This is a genomic window from Variovorax sp. PvP013, from assembly GCF_050435945.1.
Taxonomy (GTDB): Bacteria; Pseudomonadota; Gammaproteobacteria; order Burkholderiales; family Burkholderiaceae_C; genus Variovorax.
On sequence record NZ_JBNDLF010000004.1, the window covers coordinates 446,642 to 471,585 of the forward strand.

A 24,944-nucleotide genomic window follows, 5' to 3' on the forward strand; every position below is an offset into this window, starting at 1 on the left:
GGTCGGGACAGAATGCTTGTCATCGTTCGATGTCGATGCGAGGCCTTCGTGGAAGATTTCAGTCCCTCCGATCTCAAGACCATCCTGCATTCCAAGCGTGCCAACCTGTACTACCTGGAACACTGCCGGGTCCTGGTGAATGGTGGGCGCGTCGAGTACGTGACCGACGAGGGCAAGCATTCCCTCTACTGGAACATCCCGATCGCCAACACCACCACGCTGCTGCTGGGGACGGGCACTTCCCTCACTCAGGCGGCGATGCGCGAGCTGGCCAAGGCCGGTGTACTAGTGGGTTTCTGCGGCGGTGGCGGAACGCCGCTCTTCAGTGCCAACGAGGTCGATGTCGAGGTCGCGTGGCTCACGCCGCAGAGCGAATACAGGCCCACCGAGTACCTGCAGCACTGGGTGCGCTTCTGGTTCGACGATGCGTTGCGGTTGGCGGCGGCCAAGGCCTTCCAGCGGGCACGGCTGGAACGCATCCACACGCAGTGGTTGAAGAACCGGGCACTGAAAGACGCGGGCTTCTCGGTGGATCCGCAAGCGCTGGAGGCCGCGCTGACCGCTTCCCTGCGTCACATCGACGCGGCACCCGACAACACGCACCTGCTGACCGAGGAGGCGCGCCTGAGCAAGCACCTCTTCAAGCTGGCGGCCCAAGCCACGAAGTACGGCGAATTCACGCGTGCCCGACGCGGAGAGAGCGGGGATCCGGCCAACCGCTTCCTGGACCACGGCAACTACCTCGCTTACGGGCTTGGCGCCACCGCCACCTGGGTGCTGGGCCTGCCACATGGACTGGCCGTCCTGCACGGCAAGACGCGCCGCGGCGGCCTGGTGTTCGACGTGGCCGACCTGGTGAAGGATGCCACCATCCTGCCCCTGGCCTTCGTCGCGGCGGTGCGCGGCGACGAGGAGCAGGACTTCCGCCGCGCCTGCATCGAGAGCCTCACGCGCAGCGAGGCGCTGGACTTCATGATCGACACCGTGAAAGCCGTGGCCGAGCGAACGGGACGTTCGGCGCAGGCCGCGACCCCTCCGACGCAAGACCCGATCGCATGAACATCCTGCTGATCGCGCAATGCGACAAGCGTGCGCTGACCGAGACGCGCCGCATCCTCGACCAGTTCGCCGAACGTCGCGGCGACCGCACCTGGCAGACGCCCATCACGAAAGATGGCCTAGACACCCTGCGCCGCCTGCTGCGCAGGACCGCGCGCAAGAACACCGCCGTGGCCTGCCACTGGATCCGCGGACTGGATCACAGCGAACTGATGTGGATCGTCGGCGATGCCGGCCGCTTCAACGCCGAAGGCGCCGTGCCCACGAACACCACCACGCGCAACGTGCTGCGCGCGCGGGACGAGAACGACTGGCGGACGGGGGAGGACATCCATCTGCTCGGCACACTGGCCGCGCTGTTGCACGACCTAGGCAAGGCCACGGCCGCATTCCAGCAGCGCCTGCAGGGCCAAGGCCCGCCGACGCGCAACCTGTACCGCCACGAATGGGTGTCGGTGCGGCTGTTCCAGGCCTTCGTCGGCCGCGACGACGATGCCACCTGGCTCGCGCGGTTGGCCACGCCCGGCGCGCAGGACGATGCCCACTGGCTTGGCCGACTGCAGTGCGATGGCATGGGCACCGCATGCGACAAACCCTTCACCGTGTTGCCGCCGCTGGCGCAGGCCGTGGCCTGGCTCGTGCTGACGCACCACCGGCTGCCGGTCAAGCCACGCGCCGATGGTGCTTGGCTGGGCAAGAAGCTCGATGCTTTGAACCCCGATGACCTAACCGGTCTGCTGGCCCAGGTCGATGCCGGCTGGAACGAGCAGTGCACGGAGACCGCCCGGGAACGGATCGCGCCGTACTGGGAGTTTCCGCATGGGCTGCCCGTCACCACCGCGGCTTGGCGCGAGCGCGCCGTCCGCGTGGCCAAGCGACTGGCCTCGCTATGCCAGCAGCCCGGCAAAGGAGACTGGCTGGCCAACCCGTACGTGATGCACGTGTCACGCCTGGCACTGATGCTGGCCGACCATCACTACTCGAGCCTGACCGACCCGAAGGACGCGAGGCGCGTGCGCGGCGAAAAGGGCTATCCGCTGGTGGCCAACACGCGCACGGACGGCGATGGCCGACGCGTCGTCAACCAGACGCTGGACGAGCACTTGGTCGGCGTGACCCGCCACTGCGCCGAGTTGTGCCACGCACTGCCGCGCTTCGAGTTGCACCTGCCGCGCCTGGCCCGCCACAAGGGCCTGAAACGGCGCAGCGACGATGCGCGTTTTCGCTGGCAGGACAAGGCGGCCGACCTGGCCGCCGGCATGCGCACGGCTGCGGCTGCAGGCGGCGCCTTCATCGTCAACATGGCGTCCACCGGCTGCGGCAAGACGCTGGCCAATGCGCGGGTCATGTATGCGCTGGCCGACGCGCAGCAAGGCATGCGCTGCAGCTTTGCGCTGGGCCTGCGCACGCTGACTTTGCAGACCGGACGCGTCTACCGTGATGACGTGCGGTTGGGCGACGAGGTCGTGGCGATCCGCGTGGGCGGTGCGCCCAGTCGAGAGCTGTTCGAATACCAGCTCGCACAAGCAGAGGCCACGGGCTCCGCCTCCCGCCAAGCGCTGCTCGACGAAGTCGGCGACCGCGACGATGGCGGCGTGTTCTTCGAAGGCAACACCGACGGCCATCCCTTGCTGGCCAAGGCCATGCATGACCCTGCCATGCGCAAGCTGCTGGCGGCGCCCGTGCTGGTCTGCACCATCGACCACCTGACGCCTGCCACTGAGAGCCAGCGCGGCGGCCGGCAGATCGCGCCCATGCTGCGACTGATGAGCAGCGACTTGGTGCTCGACGAACTGGACGATTTCGACATCGCCGACCTGCCGGCCGTGGCCCGGCTGGTGCATTGGGCCGGCCTGCTGGGCGCCCGCGTGCTCATCTCGTCGGCCACGCTGCCGCCGGCACTGGTGCAGGGCATGTTCGAGGCCTACCAGGACGGTCGCAGCCTGTACGCCCGCAACCGCGGGCTGCGGCCCGGCGAGGCGGCGCCCGTGGCCTGTGCGTGGATCGACGAGTTCGACCAGCAGCGCAGCGACAGTGGTGACGCCGCGGGCTTCGCACAGGCCCACCTCGGCTTCGTGCGGCAGCGCCACGTGCAACTGGCCAAGGGGCTGTTGCGCCGCCGCGCCGAATTGCTGCCGTTCACGCACGCCGGCAAAGCGGCTGATCTGCCAACCCATGCAGCGCAGCGCATCCGCGAAGCCGTGACCACGCTGCACCAGCGGCACCATGGTCGCGATCACATGACGGGAAAGCGCGTGAGCTTTGGCTTGGTGCGCATGGCCAACATCGAGCCGCTGGTCGAGGTGGCGCTGGCCCTGTACCGGCTGGGCGCGCCGGCCGGCCTGCGTGTGCACCTGTGCGTCTACCACTCGCGCACGCCCTTGCTGCTCCGCTCGGCCATCGAGCGCGTGCTGGACCGGGCGCTGGACCGCCGCGACGCGGAAGCGGTATTCCGTCTGCCCGAGGTGCGCGCGCGACTCGACATGCGGGGCGAGGACGACCACGTCTTCGTGGTGCTCGGCAGCCCGGTCACCGAAGTCGGCCGCGACCATGACTACGACTGGGCCGTGGTCGAGCCTTCGTCCATGCGCTCGCTGATCCAGCTGGCGGGCCGCGTGTGGCGACACCGGCCGCTGCGTGAATGCACGGTGCCGAACCTGATCGTGCTGGACCACAACCTGCGCTTCTGGCTGCGACCGGACCAGCCGGCGTACATGCGGCCGGGTTTCGAGACCGCCAGCCAGTGCCTGCCGCGCAAGTCCTTGGGCGAACTGCTGCGCGCCAGCGAACGCGACGTCGTCGACGCCCGGCCGCGCATCCTGCCGCAGGCCGCGCTGCGGCCCGATGCCAGCCTCGTCGACCTGGAGCACACGCGGCTGCGGGACACGATGCAGTCCGTGCCGCCGGTTGCCGTCGCGTCCCCTGCGCCCGGACGCCGCAGCAACAGCCGCTCGGGAGCGGACGCCCCGAAAGATATGTTCGCCCACCATTGGTGGACCCTGGCCCGGCAGGACGCCTTGCTGGCGGCCGTGCTGCAACAGCAGCAGCCGTTTCGCCAGAATGACGGCCCGCAGAAGGAAGCCTGCCTGTTGCCCGATGAAGAGGGCGAGCGTTTCGTCCTGCATATCCTGGAGGACAAGCCAGAAGCCAGGCGCGAGACGCTCTATGTCGAATACGACAGCAAGCTGGAACGAATTCCGGACGCGGCCGTCACCGGCGAGCGCATCACGCCCTGGAATGCGCCGGACTATCTGCAGACGCTGGCCGAACTCGCGGCGGCGCTCGACATGCCGTTGCAGGTGTGCGCACGGCGGTATGGCCAAGTCACGCTACCGGAGCACGACCGGGGCTGGCGTTTTCACCCGGCGCTGGGGTTTACGAAGCGGCGGTAGGGGGATCACCCTCTGCCATAGGGCGCTTGGCGGCATCCTGAACTTTTGGCAACAGCGTCAGGAGTTGCGGTAACGCCGTCTGCACCGTGTCCCAGACCACATCCAGATTGAGGTCGAAGTAGCCGTGCGCCACACGGTTGCGCGTCGCGCGGATGGTGCGCCAAGGAATGTCGACGTGCTGTGCGGCAAACGTCGCATGGTGGGACAGCACATTGCCTGCGGCCTCGCCCAATACCAGCAGCTTGTAGACAACGGCGCTCTGTGTGCGAGGGTCGCCAAGGAAGGCGGCTTTGTCCATGCGCTCGACGAAGCCGATGGCTTGGGCGGCCGCTTGCTGCATGTGATCGATGTAGTCCGCCAGCCGCAGCGTGTGCTTCATACCGGTTGCGCCTCGGCCAGCACGACGCTGCGGAACTTCGGGTGAAGGTCTTTAGGTGTGCGCACGTCGACATGCACGCCCAGCAGATCCTCCAGCTCGACCTGCAATCCGCTCAGGTCGAACAGCGTGGTCCCGGGCAAAGCGTCCACGAGCAGATCGAGGTCGCTGCCGTCGGTGTCGTCCCCATGCAGGACCGAGCCGAACACACGCGGATTCGCCACCGGAAAGTGGCTGGCGATCCGGCGGATGTCCTGGCGCTTCTGTTCAAAAGGAATAGATGGCTTCATAGATGCTGCCTACGCGGCAGTGGGTCGGCCTCTGAACTGCAGGCGGATATTTGCTGAGCTGCCTATGCGGCAGTACACTCGTTCATCGACCTGTATCAGATGCTCCTTCAATCATCCTCATAACTTCATGCCGATATGGTTCGGGAAACTGATTGCTTTCAACAAGAATGGGTGAGGCAAGCGCCTCACCCATTGCCCGACGCACGCTCCAGGCCGGCAAGCCTGGATTTCCAACCCCGTCGACAAACAAAGAAAGGAGGTCATCGTGAGTAGCTCTCGCTTCCGCAGAAGAGTTTGAGGCCGGAAGAGCTCCGGCTTCAACCGCCCCGACGACCGCAGTGCGCCGGGGCATTTTATGGACTGCGATCCCGTTCTCAATCAAGGAATTGACATGCCCCCAGCCTCCCCCGAGAGGTCGGCAGCCCTTCGCTCGGCCATCGAACGCTTCCTCCAGGAGCGTCTCGACACCAAACTGAAGCCGCTGCCGCCCGATGACCTCAAGCGCCAAGCCTTGCTGGCGCAATTCGAGTTCAAGACCTGGGTCGACGACGCGGCCCGCCGCGCCAGCCAGATCCAGGCCGTGACGCATGCGCTGAAGGCCATGCACCCTGACGCGCGCGGCACCAGCCTGTACCGGCCGCCTGCGGAACTGGTGCAACACCCTTCGGTCGGCAGCCATTGCCTGGCCGACGACTTCGCTGGCGACGTGGTGGGCAACGCCGCCGCACTCGACGTCTACAAGTTCCTGCGCATTGCGCATGAAGGTCGGACCCTGCTGGACTGGATGCGGACCGGCGACCCTGACGTGCTGGCCGCGCTCAGCGACGACAGCGCTCAGGCCCAGGCGTGGGTCGATGCCTTCACGGGCATCGCCCGGCCGCGTGGCAAAACGGCCTCGCACACCCAGGCCAAGCAGCTCTATTGGCTGGTGGGAGAGGACCCGCGCGACAACGCCAACTACCACCTGCTGGCACCGCTCTACGCCAGCTCGTTGGCGCACGCCGCTTTTCAGACGATCAACGCAGACCGCTTCGGCGAACCGGCCAAGGCTGCACGCCAGGCCCGACGCGAGGGCAGCTTCAGCGAGACGCCGGTACACGAATACCCGCATCTGGCGGTGCAGAAGCTTGGCGGCACCAAGCCGCAGAACATCAGCCAGCTCAACAGCGAGCGGGGCGGTAGCAACTACCTGCTGGCCTCGCTGCCCCCGCTGTGGGAAATCAGCGATCTGCCGGCGCCACTGCGCATCGAGAACGCGATGCACGCCTTCGGGCGCCAGCGCGAGGTGCGGCGCCTGGTGCGCGAGCTGGCGGCTTTCCTGAAGACCGATCTTGACAAGACCTTCGAGACCCGCAACAGCCGCGATGACTGGACTGACCAGCTCATCGACGAGCTGCTGCACTACGGCAGCCTGGTGCAGCAAAACTTCCAGCCGGGCTGGACGGCCGCTGACGACTGCCACCTGCTGGCGCACCAGCAACTCTGGCTCGACCCCGGGCGCGGGTTGGAAGACGAAGATTTCGCCAAGCAGTGGCGGTCCATGCGATGGGTGCAAGGCGTCTACGACGACTTTGCCAAGTGGCTCAACGAGCGCCTGAGCAAGGCCACCGGCCTGCCGATGGGCGGTGCCGAAGACCGTCACTGGGCCAAGGAGTTCAAGAACGAGCAGGAATTCCTGTGGCAGCTCGATCAGATGCGGCGCCGCATGGAGAAGCTCGAAGCGATGAAGGGAGACCTCGGTGGCGACTGAAGCACCCCCCATCGACGCTCTGCTCGTCCTCCCGCGCCTGCGCATCCAGAACGCCAACGCCATCTCCAGTCCGCTGACCTGGGGCTTCCCGTCCATGACGGCCTTCCTGGGCCTGATGCAGGCGCTGGAACGCAAGCTGCCCCAGGACTTCGGCTGGGGGCTGGTCTCGGTGGGCGTGGTGTGCCACGACTTCCAGGCCCAGGCCACGCGTGGCGGGTTCACGCATGCCTTCCATCTCACGCGCAACCCGGTCGGCAGCGACGGCGGCACCGCCGCCATCGTCGAAGAAGGCCGCATTCATCTGGAGGTGACGCTGGTCTTCGGCGTGCAGTTCCTCGGAGACTTCGCACCAGGCGATGGCGAACGCGAGCAGCGCATGGCGGACGCCGTGGGTGACCTGGTGGCCGGCATGCGCTTGGCGGGTGGCAGCGTCATGCCATCGCTGCGCGGCCTGCCAGCCGGGCAGCTGAAGCCTCGCCTGATGCGCTTCGACTACGGCGCGGACGAGCAGCGCAAGCTGTTCCGCGACGTGCGCAGGCGCTGGCTGCCGGGCTTCTCCCTGGTCTCGCGCGACGATCTCCTGGCCGAGCGCCTGGCCGCCATGCGCCAGACCCTGCCGGGGGCCAGCGCGCTGGACGCCTGGTTGGACCTGTCGCGCCTGAACTACCGTGCCGAGCGCCGCACCACCATCGACCTGGCCACGGGCCGAGACACCGAGCAGGTCGAATGGACGGCTCAACGCCCGCCGGGCTGGATCGTGCCCATCCCGGTGGGCTACGGCGCGCTGTCGGACCTGCACCCCGCCGGCGCCGTGGCCGGCGCACGCGACCGCGAGACGCCGCTGCGCTTCGTCGAAAGCCTCTACTCGATGGGCCAGTGGGTCAGCCCGCACCGGCTGAAGGCGCCCGCCGATCTGCTCTGGCATGCCCACCATGACCTGGACAGCGGCCTGTACCGCTGCGTCAATCCCTTCGGCAGCACGCGTGTGCCTGCGGCCGACATCGAACCCCTTGTCTGAATCAGAAGGAATCATCATGGCCACCAACAACCTCAAGACCGCTTCCGTCCTCGCCTTCGAACGCAAGCTCGATCCCTCGGACGCGCTGATGGCCTCCGGCCTGTGGACTGCGCGCGATGCCGCCGAAGGCTGGGCGCCGATTGCCATTCGCGAGAAATCGGTGCGCGGCACCATCTCCAACCGCCTCAAGACCAAGGAACAGGACCCGGTCAAACTCGATGCGGCCATCGAGAACCCCAACCTGCAGACCGTGGACGTCGCCACGCTGCCAGCCGGCGCCGACACTCTGCGCGTGCGATTCACGTTGCGCGTGCTGGGCGGTACCGGCACGCCATCGGCCTGCAACGAAGCCGACTACCGCGTGAAGCTGCTGGACATGGTGAAGGGCTATGCCACGACCCACGGCTTCGCCGAGTTGGCGAGCCGCTACGCCGCCAACCTGGCCAACGCCCGATTCCTGTGGCGCAACCGCGCGGGCGCCGAGCAGGTGCAGGTGCAGATCGCGCATCTGGTCGACGGCGTCGCGGCCAAGCGCTGGACCTTCGACGCGCTGCAGCTCTCGCTGCGCGCGTTCGAGGCGCCATCCGGCCCGCTCGCGGAAGTGGCGGCGTTGATCGCCGGGGGGCTGGCGGGCAGCCACCATGTGCTGCTGGAAGTCACGGCCTTCGCGCGCCTGGGGGAAGGGCAGGAGGTGTTTCCGTCGCAGGAGTTGATCCTGGACCGCGGTCGCGGCGACAAGAGCAAGACGCTGTACGACGTGAGCAAGGTCGCCGCCATGCACTCTCAGAAGATCGGCAACGCGCTGCGCACCGTGGACACTTGGTATCCCGAGGAATCGGGACAGGGTCCCATCGCCGTCGAGCCCTATGGCTCGGTCACCTCGCAAGGCAAGGCCTACCGTCAACCCAAGGCGAAGATGGACTTCTATTCGTTGTTCGATGCCTGGGTCCTGAAGGATCAGGTGCCGGCACCGGAGCAGCAGCATTACGTGATCGCCAATCTGGTGCGCGGCGGCGTGTTCGGTGATTCCGGCAAGGACTGAGGCTATGGACCATTACCTCGACCTGACGCTGCGGCCCGATCCCGAGTCGGCTCCCACCCATCTCATGGCCGCCTTGTTCGGCAAGCTTCATCTGGCATTGGTGGCGCGGCGCAGCGAGCACATCGGCATCAGCTTTCCCGCGGTCCAGACAGAGCGGCAATGGCTGGGCGACCGCCTCCGTCTCCACGGCAGCGATGTCGATCTGACCCACTTGATGGCCACGTCCTGGCTGGGTGGGATGCGTGATCACCTGCAGGTCACGTCGGTGCTGTCGGTGCCATCCGGAACGGCGCACCGCGTGGTGAGTCGCGTGCAGGCCAAGAGCAGCCTCGATCGTCTTCGTCGACGCCAGATGCGCCGGCATGGTCTGGATGCCGACCAAGCGCTGGCGCGCGTGCCCGATACCGCCGCCGAGCGGCTGGACTTGCCCTACATCCACCTGCGCAGCCAGAGCACGAATCAAATGTTCAGGTTGTTCATCCGCCATGGTGCGTTGCAGGAGGCCGCGACCGTCGGTTCCTTCAGTACCTATGGCCTCAGTACGTCCTCCACAATTCCCTGGTTCTGACCCTTTTCTTGGCGATCTGGAAAAGTGCTTTCAAAACAAGGGCTTACGACGGTTCTTCGGAAAATGGCGTCAACAAGGGGTCATCGACTTTTGAGCCTGGAATCAAGAACTTAGGCGAGAGTTGGGCTAGTTCACTGCCGGATAGGCAGCTCAGAAAAATCAGGACGCGGTCGAGCAAGCGCGCCTCGGGTTCACTGCCGGATAGGCAGCTCAGAAAGAGCGCGCCCCTTCCTTGAACACCCAGTCCGTGTTCACTGCCGGATAGGCAGCTCAGAAAGTGAGCACATTGGCCCCGGGATAGAGCCGGTAGTTCACTGCCGGATAGGCAGCTCAGAAATGTTCGAGAACCGTTTCGAGCGCGCGGCCATGGTTCACTGCCGGATAGGCAGCTCAGAAAGCCGACGTTCGTGCTGCGCGAACCCTGCGAGGGTTCACTGCCGGATAGGCAGCTCAGAAAATGGTCTTGATCTCGAGCACGCCATCGTCGTCGTTCACTGCCGGATAGGCAGCTCAGAAATCACGCGCTTTTTTGAAGTGGTAGTGCTGCGCGTTCACTGCCGGATAGGCAGCTCAGAAAGACTTCGGTCGGGTGCGTCTGGTCGCCGCTGAGTTCACTGCCGGATAGGCAGCTCAGAAATGCGCCCGTACTGACCATGGAGCCGACACTCAGTTCACTGCCGGATAGGCAGCTCAGAAATTGCCTGGCAAGCCGTTCGGCTACTACCCATCGTTCACTGCCGGATAGGCAGCTCAGAAATCGGGCCGATCATGGCGACCGCCGCGCACAAGGTTCACTGCCGGATAGGCAGCTCAGAAATTTGAATCATGCCGGGACCGTCACGGGAGCGAGTTCACTGCCGGATAGGCAGCTCAGAAAGTCGCCGATCGCCAGCACGTGGTCGCGGTGCTGTTCACTGCCGGATAGGCAGCTCAGAAATATGCGACGGCCACACCGCCAGCCAGCTTAGGGTTCACTGCCGGATAGGCAGCTCAGAAAATCCCGCAGTCGACCGACTCGCGGACCGTCAGGTTCACTGCCGGATAGGCAGCTCAGAAAAGTCGAAGAGCAGCGGCTGGCCGCCGCCGTCGGTTCACTGCCGGATAGGCAGCTCAGAAAAAGCAGGCATTCGCAGTGCCGCCCCCTCACATGTTCACTGCCGGATAGGCAGCTCAGAAAGCCTTGAACGGCAAAACGACCGCCATGCAGACGTTCACTGCCGGATAGGCAGCTCAGAAAAGACGTTGCTGTAGCTCTGCGCGGCGTTGCAGGTTCACTGCCGGATAGGCAGCTCAGAAATTCGAGCACGCAGGCCAATTCACGCTGCCTGGGTTCACTGCCGGATAGGCAGCTCAGAAATGCTCAGCATGGGTGTCGTCAAGCCGAGCGAGGTTCACTGCCGGATAGGCAGCTCAGAAAGCCAGCAACGACCTCAAGGCCTCGATCAAGGCGTTCACTGCCGGATAGGCAGCTCAGAAAATCAGCTGCATCCTCTCGGTGTGCGACTACCTGTTCACTGCCGGATAGGCAGCTCAGAAAATGCTGGGCGCGGACATCGGCCAGTACAGGCCGTTCACTGCCGGATAGGCAGCTCAGAAAGACTGGGAGGGGGCGGCGCGCTCGCGCGCTGCGTTCACTGCCAGATAGGCAGCTCAGAAATCTTGCGTCGCCGCGTAGGCGCCCAGCGTCATGTTCACTGCCGGATAGGCAGCTCAGAAAGCTTCGATGCGCTCGGCGGGCGTGGGCTTGCCGTTCACTGCCGGATAGGCAGCTCAGAAAATTGCCAGCAGATCCGGAAGGGCGTCCGTCACGTTCACTGCCGGATAGGCAGCTCAGAAATACCCGCCCCCGGTCGGTCACCGGGATTCAGGGTTCACTGCCGGATAGGCAGCTCAGAAAGTCAAGCTGGCGGACGCGAACTACGCCTGGCTGTTCACTGCCGGATAGGCAGCTCAGAAACCGGTGCCCGTGGTCGTCGTGCTCTCTGCGACGTTCACTGCCGGATAGGCAGCTCAGAAAGTCAACGAGCTGCCGTCCTTCAACTACGTGCAGTTCACTGCCGGATAGGCAGCTCAGAAAGGCACGCGCGTCGGGCCCACCATGACCACGCCGTTCACTGCCGGATAGGCAGCTCAGAAATGCTGCCGTCGATCGGCATCCCCGTGCTCACGGTTCACTGCCGGATAGGCAGCTCAGAAAAACGCCGAGCGCGCGAAGCTGACGACCGAGACGTTCACTGCCGGATAGGCAGCTCAGAAAATGTCCAGGGTCGCGTTTTCCAGTTCGGCGTCGTTCACTGCCGGATAGGCAGCTCAGAAACTGAATCGTGGTGCCCACGGGGTAATTCGACCCGTTCACTGCCGGATAGGCAGCTCAGAAATCTCGGTGATCCGCATCATCAACGAATACCGCGTTCACTGCCGGATAGGCAGCTCAGAAATCCCCGCAGGCAGCTCCAGCCCCTGAGCCCAAGTTCACTGCCGGATAGGCAGCTCAGAAAGGCGGGCCCGACGCCTCGATCGCTGCTGCATCGTTCACTGCCGGATAGGCAGCTCAGAAAGGCTGCAGGCGGGCATCGAAGACCAGAGCACCGTTCACTGCCGGATAGGCAGCTCAGAAATCCCCCGCCAGTGGAGCCCTGCCGGCCGAAAAGTTCACTGCCGGATAGGCAGCTCAGAAAGTACTGAAGCGCGGTCCACATTTTCAGGCGCAGTTCACTGCCGGATAGGCAGCTCAGAAAACGTCCGCGGGCAGCTCATAGTCCGGCGTCACGTTCACTGCCGGATAGGCAGCTCAGAAATTCGGATGCCGGTACACGGTCCAGATGGGCAGGTTCACTGCCGGATAGGCAGCTCAGAAATCGCAGAGCAGGTCGAGGTCGCGGTCGAAGTCGTTCACTGCCGGATAGGCAGCTCAGAAAGCGGCACGACATGCGCCAGGTTGCCGGCATCGGTTCACTGCCGGATAGGCAGCTCAGAAATCAAGTTTTGCCAGCGGACCGGCGACCGTTTCCGTTCACTGCCGGATAGGCAGCTCAGAAATACACGATGCAGCCGGACGCGCTGGACAAGCGGTTCACTGCCGGATAGGCAGCTCAGAAAGCCCTGCGACAGGCGCGAGAGCAGGCCCTGGAGTTCACTGCCGGATAGGCAGCTCAGAAAGTGATGGCCGACCACGTGTCGGTGCATGTCCCGTTCACTGCCGGATAGGCAGCTCAGAAAGTCCGCACGACGTGGCCCGGCGGCGTCGCGGCGTTCACTGCCGGATAGGCAGCTCAGAAATTCGCGCAGCTGACTCGTCGCCCAGGCCGCCGGTTCACTGCCGGATAGGCAGCTCAGAAATTCGCGTTGCGCTCGATGAAGTCGAACTCCAGGTTCACTGCCGGATAGGCAGCTCAGAAATTGCCACGCAGAAGGGCTGACGCTGTGGCGGCGTTCACTGCCGGATAGGCAGCTCAGAAAGCCTTGCGACAGGCGCGAGAGCAGGCCCTGGAGTTCACTGCCGGATAGGCAGCTCAGAAATCGCAGGCGCTCACCGTCAGCCCCGCGCCGGCGTTCACTGCCGGATAGGCAGCTCAGAAACACTGGCCGGGCGAACGCTGATGGCGCTGCAAGTTCACTGCCGGATAGGCAGCTCAGAAAAGCACGAAGCGTTCGCCAAGATCATCAGGGACGTTCACTGCCGGATAGGCAGCTCAGAAAGGCGTGATCTTGGCTTGCTTGGCGATCTGGCTGTTCACTGCCGGATAGGCAGCTCAGAAATTGGCGTCTTGCAGCGCTTGGAGACGCTTTTGGTTCACTGCCGGATAGGCAGCTCAGAAAAAAGAAGTCTTATCAGAGAAGTCGCCGACAGAGTTCACTGCCGGATAGGCAGCTCAGAAAACGAGAGCCGCTGGGAGCGCGCCAAGGCCGCCGTTCACTGCCGGATAGGCAGCTCAGAAAATCAGAGCCACCGCCAGACTGCGCCCGCGATGGTTCACTGCCGGATAGGCAGCTCAGAAAAATCAGATGCGCGCCTACGCCCTCGCCGCTCTCGTTCACTGCCGGATAGGCAGCTCAGAAAGTCTGCGCTCCTGGCCTGCCACGGCATCCGAGGTTCACTGCCGGATAGGCAGCTCAGAAATGACCCGGCGGCAAGGCTTCGCGAACGAATACGTTCACTGCCGGATAGGCAGCTCAGAAATCATAGACCTCGGCGCGCATCGGGCCTTGGTCGTTCACTGCCGGATAGGCAGCTCAGAAAAGCACATCAACCCACGCGAGAGCGACAGCAAGGTTCACTGCCGGATAGGCAGCTCAGAAAGTGATGTAGACCCCGCCGCGGTCGGGACGGAAGTTCACTGCCGGATAGGCAGCTCAGAAACGCACCGATCTCGCCCGAGGTTTCCCACTCAGGTTCACTGCCGGATAGGCAGCTCAGAAATGAGTGCGGGCGAGTATTGGTCGCAGTCGGCGGTTCACTGCCGGATAGGCAGCTCAGAAATTGAGCGGGTCCCAGGGACCGATGCCCTTCGAGTTCACTGCCGGATAGGCAGCTCAGAAACGTGGCGCCGCAGGACATGCCGGCCCTGCGCGGTTCACTGCCGGATAGGCAGCTCAGAAATACGAGCTGATCGTCACGCCGGGGTCGTACGCGTTCACTGCCGGATAGGCAGCTCAGAAAGTTCTGGCCGAAGGGAATGATGATCTGTTCTTGTTCACTGCCGGATAGGCAGCTCAGAAACGTAGATCTGCGCCTCGTGCGCGAAGTTGGCCGTTCACTGCCGGATAGGCAGCTCAGAAAGCCGCTCAATGCGCGCCACCGGCTCTGCTCCTGTTCACTGCCGGATAGGCAGCTCAGAAAACCAAGGAGACGCCGTGAAGACGATCCTCTCGGTTCACTGCCGGATAGGCAGCTCAGAAACTCTGCGACTACTGCAGAGCCGACAGCCACACGTTCACTGCCGGATAGGCAGCTCAGAAATCGTCGCGGATCTGGCGCAGCGCGGCGGCGTCGTTCACTGCCGGATAGGCAGCTCAGAAAAGAAAATCGAGTTCGACTGGCAGGACCTGACCGTTCACTGCCGGATAGGCAGCTCAGAAAAGGCATCCGAGGCCATCGTCGACCTCGAGCTCGTTCACTGCCGGATAGGCAGCTCAGAAATCGCTCGCCCGGCATTGGGCGGTCCACCACCGGTTCACTTCCGGATAGGCAGCTCAGAAATTGGGCGGGTTGTGCTGGCCGGAGAGGTCCGAGTTCACTGCCGGATAGGCAGCTCAGAAACAGCCACATCGCGTCGCCGGTCACCGCCGGCACGTTCACTGCCGGATAGGCAGCTCAGAAAAGACATAGCGAAAAATCCGGGCCGCACAATTCGTTCACTGCCGGATAGGCAGCTCAGAAAGCAGCGTCGGGGCGAGCTCCAGCAGCATGAAGGTTCACTGCCGGATAGGCAGCTCAGAAATGCATGCGCTGGCCGACAGCATCCGCCTGCACGTTCACTGCCGGATAGGCAGCTCAGAAAGAAGAGGCGCGCCGAGAAACCGAACGCCAGGAGTTCACTGCCGGATAGGCAGCTCAGAAACTTGACGCCGTCGGGCAGGACCTTGGGCGGGTGTTCACTGCCGGATAGGCAGCTCAGAAATTGAGGCCTCGCCAGTTGTAGGAGTGTCCTTGGTTCACTGCCGGATAGGCAGCTCAGAAATCTAAGCGATTTACTAGTGGTACGCAAAATCTGTTCACTGCCGGATAGGCAGCTCAGAAATCAAAGGCGAATTGCACCGTTGGGGCGATGAGGTTCACTGCCGGATAGGCAGCTCAGAAATTCCGGGATCGTGTAATTCTTGCCGCCCGCACGTTCACTGCCGGATAGGCAGCTCAGAAAAGACCGGTCTGGCGGTGGTGGTCAGCAAGAGCGTTCACTGCCGGATAGGCAGCTCAGAAATATCGGGATGCGGCGTCGCGCCCACAACGGCCGTTCACTGCCGGATAGGCAGCTCAGAAATGATCGTGGCTCTGGCGTGGCTTTGTATGGTCGTTCACTGCCGGATAGGCAGCTCAGAAATCAAAGAACGTGCCGCCCGTGTGCGTGAGGGATTTCACTGCCGGATAGGCAGCTCAGAAAAGCGGTGGAACACGCGCAACGCCTTCCTGGTGGTTCACTGCCGGATAGGCAGCTCAGAAATACGACTGGCAAGGCCTCAAGGTGATTGCCTTGTTCACTGCCGGATAGGCAGCTCAGAAAGACAGGGCCAGGGTCTCGCGCACGAAGCGCCGGTTCACTGCCGGATAGGCAGCTCAGAAAAAGTCGCGCTCTGGTTCCTGGGCACCGAGATTGTTCACTGCCGGATAGGCAGCTCAGAAAACTCTGGGCCGACGCCTACCCGGCAGATATGGAGTTCACTGCCGGATAGGCAGCTCAGAAAACCCTGGTGGTCGGTGCGGGCGGCAAGAATTAGTTCACTGCCGGATAGGCAGCTCAGAAACGAAGCCGCCGCCAAAGTCCCCGTCAAGATGAGTTCACTGCCGGATAGGCAGCTCAGAAAACGTGGTCCCGGCCGCCTTGCTTGAACCGCACGTTCACTGCCGGATAGGCAGCTCAGAAATCCATGCGGATTCGGCAGCCAGCGCATCCCGGGTTCACTGTCGGATAGGCAGCTCAGAAAATTGCGGGCCCGGCCGTCACGCTCACCGACGCGTTCACTGCCGGATAGGCAGCTCAGAAATTCTTGGCGGAATAGTCGTCCGACCAATTCACGTTCACTGCCGGATAGGCAGCTCAGAAATACAACCTGCAGCAAGGCTGACAGCCTTCAGCGTTCACTGCCGAATAGGCAGCTCAGAAAAGCCGCCCTGACCGGCAAATCGGCCGGGTTCCGTTCACTGCCGGATAGGCAGCTCAGAAATGCTGTTCGCGCGGCAGCTGGTCGAAGGGCATGTTCACTGCCGGATAGGCAGCTCAGAAATATCCCCGGTATACGAATTCCCACCTCGAAGGGTTCACTGCCGGATAGGCAGCTCAGAAATTGGGCAGGGGGAACTCCTTGCCGGGGTTCTCCGTTCACTGCCAGATAGGCAGCTCAGAAAATGAGCGCATATCGCAAGCCCTGCCCCAATCCGTTCACTGCCGGATAGGCAGCTCAGAAAGCTTGGCTGGAAGGAGTGGCAGCCTCTCCCTTGGTTCACTGCCGGATAGGCAGCTCAGAAATTGCCGGCCGGGATGACCAGCGTTCCATCGAGGTTCACTGCCGGATAGGCAGCTCAGAAATCGCGGACATGGTGCGTTTTGCCGGCAACGACGTTCACTGCCGGATAGGCAGCTCAGAAAGTACCGGCGCACCCCCACCATGTTCCAGATCCGTTCACTGCCGGATAGGCAGCTCAGAAAGTTCTGGAATTGGTTGCGCAGGATGACCAGCAGTTCACTGCCGGATAGGCAGCTCAGAAAACCAGGAGCACCCTTGACGACCCTTCCTCCGAGTTCACTGCCGGATAGGCAGCTCAGAAAACTTGGCGCCGATGACGACGCTTTTCTTGGCACGTTCACTGCCGGATAGGCAGCTCAGAAAATTGCCATCGTCGCCGTGATTGCCTGCGGCATGTTCACTGCCGGATAGGCAGCTCAGAAAATCTGGCGCGGCATGAGGTACCGCATCATGTGAGTTCACTGCCGGATAGGCAGCTCAGAAACTACGACAACCGCGATATCCACGTCGTCAGCCGTTCACTGCCGGATAGGCAGCTCAGAAAATCTTGCGCTCCTCCTTCGAGATCACCACCACGTTCACTGCCGGATAGGCAGCTCAGAAAACTCCTTCCAGCCAAGGGGGACAGCCATGAGCGTTCACTGCCGGATAGGCAGCTCAGAAATATCAGTGCAACGAGCGGACGTTCGGCCTGACGTTCACTGCCGGATAGGCAGCTCAGAAAACGAACGACGGTCAGGAATCGATATTCGGCCGGTTCACTGCCGAATAGGCAGCTCAAAAATACATGGTGCGGTGATGCGCTCGCACTAGACCGTTCACTGCCGGATAGGCAGCTCAGAAAATTGCGGGTCCGGCCGTCACGCGTCACCGACGCGTTCACTGCCGGATAGGCAGCTCAGAAATCTCGCCCCCGGTAAGCAAGGGAGGGCATCTTGTTCACTGCCGGATAGGTAGCTCAGAAATCGCCCGGGTTGAACGTGCCACTCGTGGCCGCGTTCACTGCCGGATAGGCAGCTCAGAAAAACTCCTGCGCAAGCGTTACCCCGCCAGTTCCGTTCAATGCCGGATAGGCAGTTCAAAAATGCGAGTTAAGGGAGGTTCGACCTGGTCGAACGTTTACTGCCGGATAAGCAGCTTAGAAAGCACGAACTTTTTAGACCGTACGAGCAAGCCTTTTCAGCTTCACTTCACCACCAACCCCTTCAACGCCGCATCCCCCACCGGCACCTTCAGCTTCATCTCCTTCATCGTCCTGACCATCAGCCGCGCGATCATCAGGTTGCGATGCGTCTTGCTGTCGGCCGGGATCACGTACCAGGGTGCGGCCTCGGTCGAGGTGGCGTCGAGTGCCTTCTCGTAGGCGTCCTGGTAGGCGTTCCACTGCTTGCGCACGTCGAGGTCGCCCAGGCTGAACTTCCAGTTCTTGGCCGGGTCGTCGATGCGCTCCTGCAGGCGCTTGCGCTGCTCGTCCTTGCCGATGTGCAGCATGCACTTCAGCACCACCGTGCCGGTCTCCACCAGCAGGCGCTCGAAGTCGTTGATCTGGTCGTAGCGGCGCTTGAGGTCGCCCTTGGCGAGCGAGCCGTCGACCACCGGCACCAGCACGTCCTCGTAGTGGCTGCGGTTCCACACGCCGATCTCGCCGGCGCGCGGCACGACGGCGTGGCAGCGCCAGAGAAAATCGTGCGCGCGCTCGTCGATCGACGGCGCCTTGAACGCCGCCACCCGCACGCCCAGGGGCGAGGTGCGCGAGAACACCCAGCGCACGGTGCCGTCCTTGCCGCTGGTGTCGGTGCCCTGCAGCACCAGCAGCAGCTTGCGCCGGCCTTCGGCGTGCAGCAGGTTCTGCAGTTCGTCGAGTTCCTGCGAGAGTTCGTCGAGCCGCTCGCGCCGGTCGCGCTCGTCGCCCTTCATGAACGGCGTGTCGCCGGGGTCGATGTCGCGCAGCCGGACCTTGCCGCCGATGCGGTACTTGCTGAACCCTGTCATGGGAAACGTCCTTTCGAGGCAGTGGGAACGAGGAAGAGGGAACCGGTCGGTTCCTCCGGCCGAGCATGGCGGACGATAGGCCCGGCGCCGCGTCGGTGGTCGCCGCGTCCGTACCGCGCCGCGCCTCGCCGCGCCGCGCCTCAGCGCATGCCGATGCGCGCCGCGTCGCCGAACAGCGCCTTCGCCTCGCGCGGCTGCGAGCGCCAGTACTGCGGCGGCACGTCGACCTGGGCGTCCAGTTCCATGGCGGCGCGCCACGGCCAGTGCGGCTCGAAGAGCATGGCGCGGCCGAGCGCCACGGCGTCGGCCCGGCCCTCGGCGACGATGGCCTCGGCCTGCGCCGGCTCGGTGACGAGGCCGACCGCGAAGGTCGGCAGGCCCGGCACGGCGGCCTTGACCTGCTCGGCCAGCGGCACCTGGTAGCCCGGGCCGACCGGGATCTTCTGCAGCGGCGACACCCCGCCGGAGGACACGTCGACGAAGGCGCAGCCGCGCGCGGCCAGCGCCTGCGCGAACACGATGCTCTGCGGGACGTCCCAGCCGCCCTCGACCCAGTCGGTGGCCGAGATGCGCACGCCCACCGGCAGGCGCTGCGGCACGGCGGCGCGCACGGCCTCGAAGACCTCCAGCGGAAAGCGCATGCGGTTCTCCAGCGAGCCGCCGTGGGCGTCCTCGCGCCGGTTGGCGATCGGCGAGAGGAACTGGTGCAGCAGGTAGCCGTGCGCCGCGTGCAACTCGATGGCGTCGAGGCCCAGTGCGTCGGCGCGCCGCGCGGCCTGCACGAAGGCCTCCTTCACGCGTTGCAGGCCGGCTGCGTCGAGCGCGAGCGGCTCGGGCTCGCCCGGCGCGTGCGGCAACGCCGATGGCGCCGAGGTGGTCCAGGCGCCCTCGTCGGGCCGCAGCGACTGCCCGCCGTCCCACGGCACGTGGCTCGACGCCTTGCGCCCGGCGTGGCCGAGCTGCACGGCGATGGGCATGCGCGAATGGCGGCGCACGGCCCGCAACACGCGCGCCAGGGCGGCCTCGTTGTCGTCGGAGTAGAGGCCGAGGTCGCCGGGCGTGATGCGGCCCTCGGCCTCGACCGCGGTGGCCTCGATGACCAGCAGTCCGGCTCCCGACATGGCCAGCTGTCCGAGGTGCATCAGGTGCCAGTCGGAGGCGTTGCCGTCCTCGACCGCGTACTGGCACATCGGCGAGACGACGATGCGATTGGCCAGCGTCAGCGGGCCGAGGGCGAGGGGGGTGAAGAGATGACTCATGGAGCGCCTGTGAAAGAGGAGGGGGAAAAGAAGAAGCCGATGCAGGACCGACGAGGCGCCCATGCGGCACGCGGGCGCACTGCAGCCGCCGCAGCCGCCGTCCCGCTCAAGCCTTCACGCGCACCATGCCCTCCTGGACCATCGACGCGACCAGCCGGCCGTCGCGGGCGAACACGCTGCCCCGACTCAGGCCGCGACCGCCGCCGGCGCTGGGCGAGTCCATGACGTAGAGCAGCCAGTCGTCGAGCCGGAAATCGCGATGGAACCACATGGCGTGGTCCAGGCTTGCCAGACGCAGGCGCGGCTGCGCGTAGCTCAGGCCGTGGGGCAGCAGCGCCGCGCCGAGCAGACCGTGGTCGGACGCGTAGGCGAGCAGCGCGCGGTGCATCACCGGATCGTCGGGCAGCGGCGCGACGGCGCGCATCCAGACCGAGCGCTCGGGCGCACGCGGCACGGGCGCGAGCAGGTCGTCGTCCTCGACGCTGCGGAACTCCAGGCCGTGCGGGCGCAGCGCCTTCACGCGCAGGCGCTCGGGCATGCGGTCGGCGAGGTCGAAGCGGCGCTCCAGGTCGCTGCGCAGCGACTCCGGCGCCGGCCGGTCGGGCATCGCCGACTGATGCTCGACGCCGTCGTCCACGGTCTGGAACGAGGCCGACATCTCGAAGATCACGCGCTCCTGCTGGCGTGCGACGACGTGCCGCGTCGTGAAGCTGCGCCCGTCGCGCACGCGGTCGACCGCGTAGTCGATGGGCGCGTGTTCGCCGGGCAGCAGGAAATAGGCGTGCATGGAATGCACTGGCCGTTCGGCCTCGACCGTGAGGCTGGCCGCCATCAGGGCCTGGCCGAGCACCTGGCCGCCGAAGACGGCCGGCGTGCCGATGTTCTGGCTCTGCGCGCGGAAGCGGTCGTCGCCCAGGGGCTCCGGGCGCATCAGCGCGACCAGGCGGTCGACGAGGGCGGCGGGCGTGGGCGGGACCGGAGGCGTGGCGGAGGTCGCGTGAAGCGCGGCGTCGGAAAGGGAGTCGTTCATCGGGAGGCTGGGAAGAGTCTGCGGCCACCATAGCAAAGACCCGGAAGCGCCGCTGTCCCGGTCGCGCGTACCGCGTCCGGGCGCGCATCCGCGAGCATCGCGTGCGCCGGCATTCCCGCGTCCGCGCGCCGGCGGCCCGGGGCGGGGACAATCCAGGCCCTATGGAAAAGCAGCGCATCGTGGTGGGCCTGAGCGGCGGGGTCGACTCCGCCGTCACGGCGCACCTGCTCAAACGGCAAGGCCACGAGGTGGTCGGCATCTTCATGAAGAACTGGGAGGACGACGACGACGACGCGTACTGCTCGTCGAACGTCGACTTCATCGACGCGGCGGCGGTCGCCGACGTGCTGGGCATCGAGATCGAGCACGTCAATTTCGCGGCCGACTACAAGGACCGCGTCTTCGCCGAATTCGTGCGCGAGTACCAGGCCGGCCGCACGCCCAACCCCGACGTCCTGTGCAACGCCGAGATCAAGTTCAAGGCCTTCCTCGACCACGCGATGCGCCTGGGCGCCGGGAAGATCGCCACCGGTCACTACGCCCGGGTGCGCCACGACGCGGCGACCGGCCGCCACCAGCTGCTCAAGGGGCTCGATCCGGCCAAGGACCAGAGCTACTTCCTGCACCGGCTGAACCAGGCCCAGCTGTCGAAGACGCTGTTCCCGGTCGGCGAGCTGCGGAAGACCGAGGTGCGGCGCATCGCCGACGAGATCGGCCTGCCCAACGCCAGGAAGAAGGACTCGACCGGCATCTGCTTCATCGGCGAGCGGCCGTTCCGCGAATTCCTCAACCGCTACATCGCCAAGGCGCCCGGGCCGATCAAGGACGAGCGCGGCCGCACGCTGGGCGAGCACCAGGGCCTGAGCTTCTACACGCTGGGCCAGCGCCAGGGCCTGGGCATCGGCGGCGTGAAGGCGCGCGGGGCCGAGCTCAAGGCCATCGAGGCGCAGGGGATGCGCGGCGCGGGCGCGCACGCGCCGTGGTTCGTCGCGCGCAAGGACATCGAGCGCAACACGCTGTGGGTGGTGCAGGGCCACGACCATCCGTGGCTGCTCTCGCACGCGATGACGGCCGACGACGCGAGCTGGGTCGCCGGCACGCCGCCGGCGCCGGGCGCGTACGCGGCCAAGTCGCGCTACCGGCAGATGGACGCGGCCTGCCGCCTGCGCGACGACGACGCTGCGGACGCCAAGGCGGAGGCGAACGGCACGAGCGCGTTCCGGCTCGACTTCGACGACGCGCAGTGGGCCGTCACGCCGGGCCAGTCGGCGGTGGTGTACGACGGCGAGGTGTGCCTGGGCGGCGGCGTGATCTCGCGCGCCCTGCCGCTGGGCGAACGCTGAATCCCGGGGCGTCCAGCGCGTCGTGCGTGCCGGCTCAGGCCGCCGGCGGCAGGGCGACCGAGACGTCGGTGTGGATCAGTTCCAACGGATAGCGCTGCCCGGCGAGGTAGTCCTCCACGCACTGCAGCAGCAACGGGCTGCGATGCCGCTCGACGCTGGCGCGCAGCTCGTCGATGTCCATCCACAGCGTGCGCACGATGCCGTCGTCGAGCGCGCGGCCGGCCTCGAACGCGCCCAGCGTGCCGGCGAAGGCGAAGCGCAGGTAGGTAATGTCCTGTTCGCCGTCGGTACCGGGCCGGGCGGCCGGTCGCTGGAAGCGCGCCATGTAGACGCCCACCAGCGCGGTCGGCGTGAAACGGTGGGCGGTCTCCTCCAACGCCTCGCGCGCGCAGCCCTCGGCCGGCGATTCGCCGGGATCGAGATGGCCGGCGGGCGTGTTGAGCTTGAGTCCGGCCGAGGTGTGCTCCTCGACCAGCAGGAAACGGCCCTCGCGTTCGATCACCGCCGCGACGGTGACATTGGGTTTCCAGCGGGGGCGAGATGCGGTCATGGAGCGAAAAGGTTGTGAGGTCGCCGGTCACCTGGCGCCGCCGAACCGAGGATGGCTGGTGCGAGGCGGCCGTTGCGGGGGCCGGAACAGCCGCGACTGTAGCGCCGGTGCCCCGGCACGCGGGCCTCAGGCCGTGGGCGTCGAAGTGGCGCGGGCGCTCGGTGCGGGGCGCGGGGCCGTGAACTCCTCGGAATCGACCGCTTCCAGTCGGTAGCCCAGGCCGTAGATCGCCGACAGCAGGAAGCCGTGCGACGGCCGCAGGTCGAGCTTGGTGCGCAGCCGCGAGACGTGGGTGTCGAGCGAGCGCGAGGACGTCTCGTCGCTGATGCCCCAGATGGCTTCGCGCAGGTGCTCGCGCGACAGCAGGCGACCCATGTTCTGGAACAGGAACAGCGCCAGCTCGTACTCCCGGTGCTTGAGTTCGGCCTGCACGCCGTTGACCTTGAGCATGCGCCGCTGCGGCAGGAAGTGGTAGGGGCCGAAGGCCAGTTCGGTGTCGTGCCGGGCCGGATAGGCACGCCGGAGCAGGGCATGGACACGCGCCTCGAGCTCGGCGGTGCGGATCGGCTTGACCATGAAGTCGTCGGCGCCCACCGCGAGGCCTTCGACCATGTCGGCCTCCTCGCGGCGGTCGGCCACGAAGAGGATCGGAAGGCGGTTGTTGAACTCGTCCCGGATGCGCTTGACCACCGCGGGGCCGGACATGTCGGGGAGGGTCCAGTCCAGGATGAGCAGATCGAAGCTCTGCTGGCGCAGGTCGCGCAACAGCGGCTTGGCGAAGCCGTAGCCGTGGAACTCGTGCCCCATCCGCTCCATCGTCATCCGCATCAGATCGCGTTGGCCGGACTCGTCGTCAAGGGCTGCAATTCGCATTTTCATATCCCTTCGTTGCTGGCTTGGCATGCCCTTCAAACAGGCGTTAATGCAAACCATAGTACTAGTTTCAAATGTTAACCCGATCGGTCCCGATGTTGCAAACGGTGGGAAGCCGCGCATCCGGACAAGGCCCGAAAAGCATGCGAAGCCCAGTGCTGCGGCCCGATCGGAGGCGGATTGAAACCCGGTTCGCCGATGCGCGAGGCGTTTAGTTGACAGTTGTTCTCATTTGTAGGACGCGCCGTCGCCGAGCGCTAACCCCCATGGGGCGAGTGGGGGCGTTGGAGTAAGCTCGTTCGAAGAACAAGGACACGGCGCTGTCCGAGGAGATTGTTGATGCACATGGGCGTACCTGCCGAGACGGCAGAAGGCGAGACACGGGTGGCCGTCACCCCGGAGACGGCGAAGAAGCTGGTGGCGCAGGGTCATGCGCTGCGCATCCAGTCGGGCGCGGGCGTCGCCGCCAGCGCGACCGACGCCGCCTACGAGGCCGCCGGCGCCACCCTCACCGACACGGCCGGGGCCTGGGGCTGCGACGTGGTCCTCAAGGTGCGCCCGCCGTCGGACACGGAACTCGCCCTGATCAGGCCCGGCGCCGTGCTGGTGGGCATGCTCGAGCCGTTCGACACGGCCGGCCTGCAGCGCCTGGCCACCGCCGGCGTCACCGCCTTCGCGCTGGAGGCGGCGCCGCGCACCACGCGCGCGCAGAGCATGGACGTGCTGTCCTCCCAGGCCAACATCGCCGGCTACAAGGCCGTGATGATCGCGGCCGAGCGCTACCAGCGCTTCTTCCCGATGCTCATGACCGCCGCCGGCACCGTGAAGGCCGCCCGGGTGGTGATCCTGGGCGTGGGCGTGGCGGGGCTGCAGGCCATCGCCACGGCCAAGCGCCTGGGCGCGGTGATCGAGGCCTCGGACGTGCGCCCGAGCGTCAAGGAGCAGGTCGAGTCGCTGGGGGCGAAGTTCATCGACGTGCCCTACGAGACCGACGAGGAGCGCGAGGCCGCCGTGGGCGTGGGCGGCTACGCCCGGCCGATGCCCGCGGGCTGGCTCGCGCGCCAGCAGGTGGAGGTGGCCAAGCGCGTGGCGGCGGCCGACATCGTCATCGCCACCGCGCTCATCCCCGGGCGCGCGGCGCCCACGCTGGTCACCGAGGCCATGGTCCGGTCCATGAAGCCCGGCTCGGTCATCGTCGACATCGCCGCGGGCCGGGGCGC

At 65.4% G+C, this 24,944-nt stretch carries 15 protein-coding genes and 1 CRISPR repeat array; of the genes, 8 read left to right on the top strand and 7 right to left on the bottom strand.

Annotated features, from left to right (window positions below):
- The first annotated feature begins 48 nt into the window (after positions 1–48).
- Together cas1f and cas3f are read left to right on the top strand one after the other, a co-directional pair.
- Positions 49–1,059, top strand: a complete 1,011-nt coding sequence (cas1f, locus tag ABID77_RS14820; protein WP_429597250.1) for a type I-F CRISPR-associated endonuclease Cas1f — start codon at positions 49–51, stop codon at positions 1,057–1,059.
- The gene (gene cas3f / locus ABID77_RS14825; protein ID WP_429597253.1) at positions 1,056–4,451 is read left to right on the top strand and encodes a type I-F CRISPR-associated helicase Cas3f; all 3,396 of its coding nucleotides are present in this window, start codon (positions 1,056–1,058) and stop codon (positions 4,449–4,451) included. The genes cas1f and cas3f overlap by 4 nt, the downstream gene beginning before the upstream one ends.
- Here the strand turns inward: cas3f and ABID77_RS14830 are convergent.
- Both ABID77_RS14830 and ABID77_RS14835 read right to left on the bottom strand, forming a co-directional pair.
- Positions 4,435–4,830 (bottom strand): HepT-like ribonuclease domain-containing protein, encoded by a 396-nt coding sequence (locus tag ABID77_RS14830; protein ID WP_429597256.1) that lies wholly within the window; start codon positions 4,828–4,830, stop codon positions 4,435–4,437. The two genes, cas3f and ABID77_RS14830, sit on opposite strands and share 17 nt — an antisense overlap.
- Complete coding sequence (locus ABID77_RS14835; RefSeq protein ID WP_429597259.1) at positions 4,827–5,117, bottom strand: nucleotidyltransferase family protein; 291 nt, start codon at positions 5,115–5,117, stop codon at positions 4,827–4,829. The genes ABID77_RS14830 and ABID77_RS14835 overlap by 4 nt, the downstream gene beginning before the upstream one ends.
- 391 nt (positions 5,118–5,508) lie before the next feature.
- Here ABID77_RS14835 and csy1 point away from each other — a divergent pair, with 391 nt between their 5' ends.
- From csy1 to cas6f, 4 genes are read left to right on the top strand one after another with little or no spacing between them, the layout of a single operon-like run.
- Positions 5,509–6,867, top strand: a complete 1,359-nt coding sequence (gene csy1, locus ABID77_RS14840; RefSeq protein WP_429597262.1) for a type I-F CRISPR-associated protein Csy1 — start codon at positions 5,509–5,511, stop codon at positions 6,865–6,867.
- On the top strand, positions 6,857–7,885 hold the full coding sequence (gene csy2, locus ABID77_RS14845; protein ID WP_429597265.1) for a type I-F CRISPR-associated protein Csy2: 1,029 nt from the start codon (positions 6,857–6,859) through the stop codon (positions 7,883–7,885). The genes csy1 and csy2 overlap by 11 nt, the downstream gene beginning before the upstream one ends.
- The gene (gene csy3 / locus ABID77_RS14850; RefSeq protein ID WP_429597268.1) at positions 7,791–8,927 is read left to right on the top strand and encodes a type I-F CRISPR-associated protein Csy3; all 1,137 of its coding nucleotides are present in this window, start codon (positions 7,791–7,793) and stop codon (positions 8,925–8,927) included. Before csy2 ends, csy3 begins: the two co-directional genes overlap by 95 nt.
- A 4-nt stretch (positions 8,928–8,931) precedes the next feature.
- Entirely contained in the window at positions 8,932–9,495 is a 564-nt protein-coding gene (gene cas6f / locus ABID77_RS14855) for a type I-F CRISPR-associated endoribonuclease Cas6/Csy4 (RefSeq protein ID WP_429597271.1), read from the top strand.
- 129 nt (positions 9,496–9,624) lie between these two features.
- Positions 9,625–17,822: a CRISPR direct-repeat array (repeat unit 28 nt; unit sequence GTTCACTGCCGGATAGGCAGCTCAGAAA).
- A gap of 40 nt (positions 17,823–17,862) precedes the next feature.
- Here cas6f and ABID77_RS14860 read toward each other — a convergent pair.
- The 3 genes from ABID77_RS14860 to ABID77_RS14870 all read right to left on the bottom strand — a co-directional run bounded on the left by ABID77_RS14860 (position 17,863) and on the right by ABID77_RS14870 (position 20,958).
- Positions 17,863–18,669 (bottom strand): PPK2 family polyphosphate kinase, encoded by an 807-nt coding sequence (locus ABID77_RS14860; protein ID WP_429597274.1) that lies wholly within the window; start codon positions 18,667–18,669, stop codon positions 17,863–17,865.
- 140 nt (positions 18,670–18,809) lie between these two features.
- A complete protein-coding gene (locus ABID77_RS14865; protein WP_429597277.1) occupies positions 18,810–19,928 on the bottom strand; it encodes an NADH:flavin oxidoreductase/NADH oxidase in 1,119 nt (372 codons plus the stop codon).
- Positions 19,929–20,034: 106 nt separating this feature from the next.
- Positions 20,035–20,958 (bottom strand): acyl-CoA thioesterase, encoded by a 924-nt coding sequence (locus ABID77_RS14870; protein WP_429597280.1) that lies wholly within the window; start codon positions 20,956–20,958, stop codon positions 20,035–20,037.
- Between the two features lie 161 nt (positions 20,959–21,119).
- Between ABID77_RS14870 and mnmA the strand changes: the two genes are divergently transcribed.
- A complete protein-coding gene (gene mnmA, locus ABID77_RS14875) occupies positions 21,120–22,301 on the top strand; it encodes a tRNA 2-thiouridine(34) synthase MnmA (RefSeq protein ID WP_429597283.1) in 1,182 nt (393 codons plus the stop codon).
- 34 nt (positions 22,302–22,335) lie between these two features.
- Here the strand turns inward: mnmA and ABID77_RS14880 are convergent, their stop codons facing one another.
- Both ABID77_RS14880 and ABID77_RS14885 read right to left on the bottom strand, forming a co-directional pair.
- Positions 22,336–22,851: an NUDIX hydrolase gene (locus ABID77_RS14880; RefSeq protein WP_429597286.1), complete on the bottom strand. Its 516-nt coding sequence runs from the start codon at positions 22,849–22,851 to the stop codon at positions 22,336–22,338.
- A 126-nt stretch (positions 22,852–22,977) separates the two neighbouring features.
- Entirely contained in the window at positions 22,978–23,724 is a 747-nt protein-coding gene (locus tag ABID77_RS14885; protein ID WP_429597289.1) for a response regulator transcription factor, read from the bottom strand.
- Positions 23,725–24,063: 339 nt separating this feature from the next.
- Between ABID77_RS14885 and ABID77_RS14890 the strand changes: the two genes are divergently transcribed.
- Positions 24,064–24,944 (top strand): NAD(P) transhydrogenase subunit alpha (locus tag ABID77_RS14890; protein ID WP_429597292.1); only part of this gene is annotated, 881 nt, incomplete at its 3' end.